A 5,479-nucleotide genomic window follows, 5' to 3' on the forward strand; every position below is an offset into this window, starting at 1 on the left:
CTGTTAACTCACACGAGGAGAAATAATATGACTCAGCATCGTGGTGGTTCAGGTAACTTCGCGGAAGATCGTCAAAAAGCGTCTGAAGCAGGTAAAAAAGGCGGCCAGCAGAGCGGCGGCAACTTCAAAAATGACCGTGAAAAAGCCTCTGAAGCAGGCAAAAAAGGCGGTCAGAACAGCCGTCGCAGCTAATCTTTAAGCGGGCAGCCGCCTGACAGGATTAGTGAAGCCCGTAGTGCGTTCTCGCACTACGGGCTATTTTTATTTGTGTTTTTCTATTCCACGAGCGCGCTGACTAATAAAAGTGACTTTTCGGTAAGCGTCCTTATTTAAAACAAGCGTAGCGGTAAAAGCAGGATGAGTCTTAATCTTACCTTTTTGCCGTTGCAGTTGTTTATTCCTGGCTATACTGAAATTAACAGGGCGCGTTACCCTGAAATATTTAATTAATGAATTAGCCTTTGGTTATGGAGAAAATTATGAGTATTAAAACGCTGGAAGACCTGTTTATTCACGATCTCTCTGACGTATATAGCGCTGAGAAACAAATTAGCCGTGCGCTACCGAAAATGGCGCGTGCCGCCAGCGATGAAAAACTTATCGAAGCGTTCAAAACTCATCTCGAAGAAACCCGAGGTCAAATCGAGCGCCTTGACCAGCTGGTTGAAGCGACCCCGGAAGTGCGTATCAAACGTATGAAGTGCCACGCGATGGAAGGTCTGGTGGAAGAAGCGCAGGAACTGATTGATTCCGTTGAAAAAGGCGTGGTGCTTGATGCCGGTCTGATCGGCGCGGCGCAGAAAGTTGAGCATTACGAAATCGCTACCTACGGCACGCTGCGCGCAATGGCCATCAAGCTGGGCTACAAAGAAGCGGCTCGCCTGCTGGAAGAAACGTTGAACGAAGAAAAAGCGACCGATGAGAAACTGACGATGATCGCTGAACAAACGCAGTAAGATTTTTACGCCAGGCCCGACGGCCTGGCTTTTTTTTGCCCTGCGCCGACACCCGCGAAAACCTCTGCCGCCTCGCAAGCGATTTCCTTTTACCGTTCCCTTCTCTCTGCATCAGAGCATTGCCGGCCGGCTCCGTTTCGCCATAGCTAACCCTTTCTGTTTGCCTGCCGCACAACGCCTCCCTGCGTCGTGAATAAACGGCTAATTATGCTGTAAGCATTCCACATGAAACTTATCGCCATAGCGCTGCACGGCGGCCAGGAACGACTCGACGGTGAGCGGATCCGGCGGCGGCAACAGCGGCGCGCGCTGCTGTAGCTCACGGTCGAAGCGCGACAGCGTAGCGAAATCGCGTGGAAATTTTTCCGTATCGACGCCGACAAACGCGCCTTCATCGGTAGCGTAGTTTAACAGCTGCTGCCAGCGGTCAATGGACGCCATGCCGATGCTTTCCGTACCGTGTGAAAACAGCATCAGATCGATATTGCGGAACGGCGGCTGCCTGTCCAGGTAGCGCTGTAGCGAACTGGCGGACGGCTCGGTGCAGAAGCTTAGCCAGAAAGGTATGGCGTGCTGCTGCATGGTGGTCCAGGGGTCCATCAGCAGAAAATTGTCCACCACCAGCCGCGAAGCGATAATCCCGGCCGACATATACCAGTCGCGGTAAATCTCGGCGGCGACGAAGCTCAGCGCCTCCGGGTTTTCGTAGCGCAGCTCTACCAGCTTCCAGCCCTGGCTATTCGCCAGTTTTTTCAGCTCCGCCATCAGATGCGCGTCAAAGCCCCACTCCGCTTCCGGCACCGTGACGTCCGGCGCGGGCGGCTGCCATTTTTCCCGGTCGCTGCCGTAGCGCGCCAGATGCTCCATTACCCGCGGCCCGCCTTCAAAATATTCCTGCTCGGTGGCGCCGCCTAACGAGCCAAACTGATAAAACGAGCGATCGCTGGTGCGCGTCGCGGGCCACTGCTGGGTACAGTGGTTAATGACCAACGTGCCGCCTGGCGGCAGCGCGCTGAGTAAAAACTCATTATATTCCAGCGGCAGTTTGCGGTGCTTCAGGCGGAAATAGGACATCTGCTCCAGCATCAGCCGATCCTGATTCGGGTCCTGCATCTGATGCACCGCGATGTGCGGCGAAGTGGCCAGTAGCGCATCAACAATCGGCTTGCCTTCGGTAAACCCCTGCTGCGCGTCATCGGGATCGTTATGGAAAGATCGTACTGGACAAAGGAACGTCTGCGGCAGCCAGGGCACGCCCATCGCCGCCGCCAGATGCACCATCGCGCCGTTAGAGGAGCCGACAAAGGCCGCCTGGTACTGCTGTTGTGGATACTGTCCGGCGACCCAGCGCGCGATGCCTTCGATATCCAGCTGCTGCGCCTGCGTAAGCGTGATGCCCTCAGACATGCCGCCGACCGCGTAACCCCATTCGCGCAGCCGCTCAGGCAGCAGGTTCAGCGCGGGCAAAACGCGATCGAGACCCGGCGACTGGCTGGGGCTGCTAAAGGGACGTTGATGCAGCGCGTTGCTCAGCGCCGTCACCATCGCTGCCGATGAGTCGAAGCGGGCGATACCGCGTGGGGGTTTACTCATGATGTTCATACTCCTTCTGCACGCGGGCAATAAAGGGACGAATCGCGCGGCTGTAGCTCCAGGGATAGACGTAATGCAGCGTGTGGGTGCCCTTTGGCAGCGTTATCAGCTCGCCGCGCGGCAACAGCGCCACCATCTCCTCCACCCAGCGCGCTGGCGACACCACATCATACGAGCCGCGCACCACCAGTACCGGCGCTTTGATATGGGGCAAACGTTGTTCAATACGGTCGCGCAGCATGGCGCGCAGCGTGCCGACCATGCGCCATACGCCCGCTTTGGCGAAATCGACGCGGCAGAGCGCGGCAGCCGAACGGTGCGATTCGCGGCGGCCGTTGCGCCAGTCACGCCAGACCTGATGCAGCAGCGAGCGGGAACGGCGATCGACGGTCGGCCCCTGTAAAACCAGCCCCGCCACCGCTTCGGGATGGGCTACCGCCAGCGCGGCCAACACCTGACAGCCAAAGGCGTTGCCGACGAAAATCGCCCGCGACAGCTGGTTCTGCTGCATCCACATCCACAGCGCCTCCGCCAGCCGGTCGACATCCAATACCGGCTGCGAGGCGGGAAACGCGCTGCCGCCAAAGCCGGGCAGATCGGGCACCAGCACGCGATATTCCCATCCGAGCGCCAGGGCTAAATCTTCCATCGCGCGCCCGGAAAGCGCGAGACCATGCAGCAGCACCACCGGCAGACCAGGGCGTGTCTCCGGCGTGGTGCGGGTAAACATGCGCCACGGTCCGACCTGCTGATAGTAGCCTGCCAGGCCCGCCTGATGGCTGTGAATGCCGACCGGCGGAGTTTGCTGCCACTTGCGCCACTTTCTGACAAGCAGGGCGGTACCGGCTATGGCGGTGGCCATACCGAGAAGCACTGCGCGGTTATCTGGCCCGCGCCGCCGGGGTGTTCTCTTCATCAGCTGCCCTCAGAGTAAGGATACCCGCTAAGTTTAGGCGCTAAATGGCGCTTCGCCTTATCCGCCGTCCCGCCTGTGGGACGCAGAGCATGAAAGTGTGCGATGGCTATCAACAATCGGCATTTAGGAGAAAAAGAGAGTGACACAGGCGGGCTGCGGCGCTGACATCACGGCTGGAAAAGAGGGGTTATCGCAGTAAGAAGGATTTGATAACCATCGGTCCGATCCCTGGCCGCGGTTATCGAGGGGTTTCTGTGCGGCGGCGCCGTTAGTTCAGCGCGCCTGGCGGTACATGCTTAAAGGTTTCAACGTAAGCACGAAACACATACCGAAAGAACTTTTTCATAGCGTGGACCTGAATAACTTTTGTTGAAAAAATCAACGAAATTATAACGGCTGCCCTTTTGGCCGGCAACGTTTTTTTGAAGCAGATCACATAATGGACCACGATTATGCAAATGTTATCTTAAACAAAAGTTAAACGAGAGGACCGCTTTTTCACCTTTTCGCGGTTTTACAGATGCCATATGATTGATTATTCAAGAATATTCTTCTACATGCGGGATTGAGCATCCCGTTGAGTCTGTGCATAAAACAGCGTTTGGGATGAATAACCCAATGGCGGAAGCGCTTAGCGGCGCTAATCGTTGAACCCGCGCGCTAATTCCCGGACAATAACGCTCTGGTTTTTCTTACTCTTTTAACCGCCATGAAATCCACTTTTGAAAACTGGCTTGCGCCGATGAGCATTCTGCTGCTGGGCTTTCTCTCCGCGCTGCTGCTGCCTGCGCCCGCTTTAGGCCCGGAGCTGGCGGCACGTCTGATGTCGCTGTTTCACTTCAGCGATCTCAACCAGCTTTACACCATTGTGCTCTGCCTGTGGTTCCTGCTGCTGGGCACCATTGAGTTTTTTGTGCTGCGTTTTCTCTGGCGTCGCTTCGGCCAGGTTTAACTCGCCTTTTCCGGCCCGCGTCCTGCCCCCCGCTGCGCGTTATTGCAGCGGTCCTGCGCTGATTTCTCACGACTTTATCAGACTGTGCCAGGCTTATTATCTGATATGGCGTTTTTTGCCTGCCCGAAAGGACAATCATTAAGGAGAAGCTATGGCTAAAAAATTCACTATCGCCGCCCTGATCGCCCTGTTTACCCTGCCTGCGTTCGCTGATGACGCTGGCGGCTATAAAGGCGGCGAGACGCCGCCGCGCACGCAGGACAGCGGCTATAAAGGCACGGAAGACACCACTTCGCCCTCCATCAGCGAGGTGAAAACCATGCGCGACGGCGCCTGGGTGACGCTGGAAGGCTATATCGTGAAGCAAAAAGGCGAACAGAGCTATCAGCTGCGCGGTCGCAACAATGAAACCATTGACCTGGTGATCCCGAAAAAAGTGTTTGATGGCAAAACCTATGACGCTGAGGATCAGGTGCGGATGAACGGCCGTCTGCGTCACGACGGCGCACGTCGCTGGGTCGACGTCGAACAGTTGGGCGCGCCATAAGTCCGCCGCTGCCTTAATGAAATAACAGGAGGCCGTTATGCATAAATTTCTGACGCTATGCCTGGCGGCCCTGATCGCCGCCCCTGCGCTGGCCGCCGATGGCGGTTTTAATCCAGACGGCAAAGCGCCGCCGCCGGAAGATCAGAAAGATGGCTACCGCGCTGTCACTGACAACCAGAAGCTGACGGCAGCGAATAAGCTGGCGCAGCTTTCGACCGGCACCTGGGTAACGCTGCAAGGCAATATCCTGCGCCAGAGCGGCAGTAAAACCTGGGTGTTGCGCGACGCGTCCGGCACCGCACAGCTGCAAATTGACGATGCGGTCTGGCAGGGCCAGGAAGTGAAGCCGGACGATTTAATCACCGTTAACGGCACCGTGCTGCGCCATGGCAAAAACGTGCTGGTTCATGTGAAAAAGCTCAATCTGATGTAAATTCCCGCCGTTTCGCCCGTTCCCTTGCTGCATGAAGTAAGGGAACGCTTACCTACATGTCCTCTCCCGCTGCGCTTTACAT

8 protein-coding genes are annotated in these 5,479 nt (G+C 56.6%); 5 read left to right on the forward strand and 3 right to left on the reverse strand.

The features are described 5' to 3' along the window. Window positions 1-27 precede the first annotated feature (27 nt). Together MYY08_RS18305 and MYY08_RS18310 are read left to right on the forward strand one after the other, a co-directional pair. Window positions 28-192, forward strand: coding sequence for a con-10 family general stress protein (locus MYY08_RS18305; RefSeq protein ID WP_038629516.1), 165 nt, complete (start codon window positions 28-30; stop codon window positions 190-192). 287 nt (window positions 193-479) lie between these two features. Beyond that, window positions 480-956, forward strand: coding sequence for a YciE/YciF ferroxidase family protein (locus MYY08_RS18310; protein ID WP_038629513.1), 477 nt, complete (start codon window positions 480-482; stop codon window positions 954-956). 201 nt (window positions 957-1,157) lie between these two features. Here MYY08_RS18310 and MYY08_RS18315 read toward each other — a convergent pair whose 3' ends face one another. The 3 genes from MYY08_RS18315 to azuC form a co-directional block, all read right to left on the reverse strand. Further along, window positions 1,158-2,549 (reverse strand): hypothetical protein, encoded by a 1,392-nt coding sequence (locus MYY08_RS18315; protein ID WP_288015342.1) that lies wholly within the window; start codon window positions 2,547-2,549, stop codon window positions 1,158-1,160. Further along, on the reverse strand, window positions 2,542-3,411 hold the full coding sequence (locus MYY08_RS18320) for an alpha/beta fold hydrolase (RefSeq protein WP_257152249.1): 870 nt from the start codon (window positions 3,409-3,411) through the stop codon (window positions 2,542-2,544). Before MYY08_RS18320 ends, MYY08_RS18315 begins: the two co-directional genes overlap by 8 nt. A gap of 322 nt (window positions 3,412-3,733) precedes the next feature. Beyond that, window positions 3,734-3,811, reverse strand: a complete 78-nt coding sequence (azuC, locus tag MYY08_RS19295; protein WP_352411550.1) for a stress response protein AzuC — start codon at window positions 3,809-3,811, stop codon at window positions 3,734-3,736. Window positions 3,812-4,174: 363 nt separating this feature from the next. Between azuC and MYY08_RS18325 the strand changes: the two genes are divergently transcribed. From MYY08_RS18325 to MYY08_RS18335, 3 genes are all read left to right on the forward strand, one after another. Continuing rightward, entirely contained in the window at window positions 4,175-4,417 is a 243-nt protein-coding gene (locus MYY08_RS18325) for a DUF1158 family protein (protein WP_038629507.1), read from the forward strand. A gap of 151 nt (window positions 4,418-4,568) precedes the next feature. Beyond that, on the forward strand, window positions 4,569-4,964 hold the full coding sequence (locus tag MYY08_RS18330) for a YgiW/YdeI family stress tolerance OB fold protein (protein WP_038629506.1): 396 nt from the start codon (window positions 4,569-4,571) through the stop codon (window positions 4,962-4,964). A gap of 37 nt (window positions 4,965-5,001) precedes the next feature. After that, complete coding sequence (locus tag MYY08_RS18335; protein WP_052133986.1) at window positions 5,002-5,397, forward strand: YgiW/YdeI family stress tolerance OB fold protein; 396 nt, start codon at window positions 5,002-5,004, stop codon at window positions 5,395-5,397. Window positions 5,398-5,479: the final 82 nt, after the last annotated feature.

It is taken from the genome of Mixta sp. (assembly GCF_024610815.1).
Lineage (GTDB): Bacteria > Pseudomonadota > Gammaproteobacteria > Enterobacterales > Enterobacteriaceae > Mixta > Mixta calida.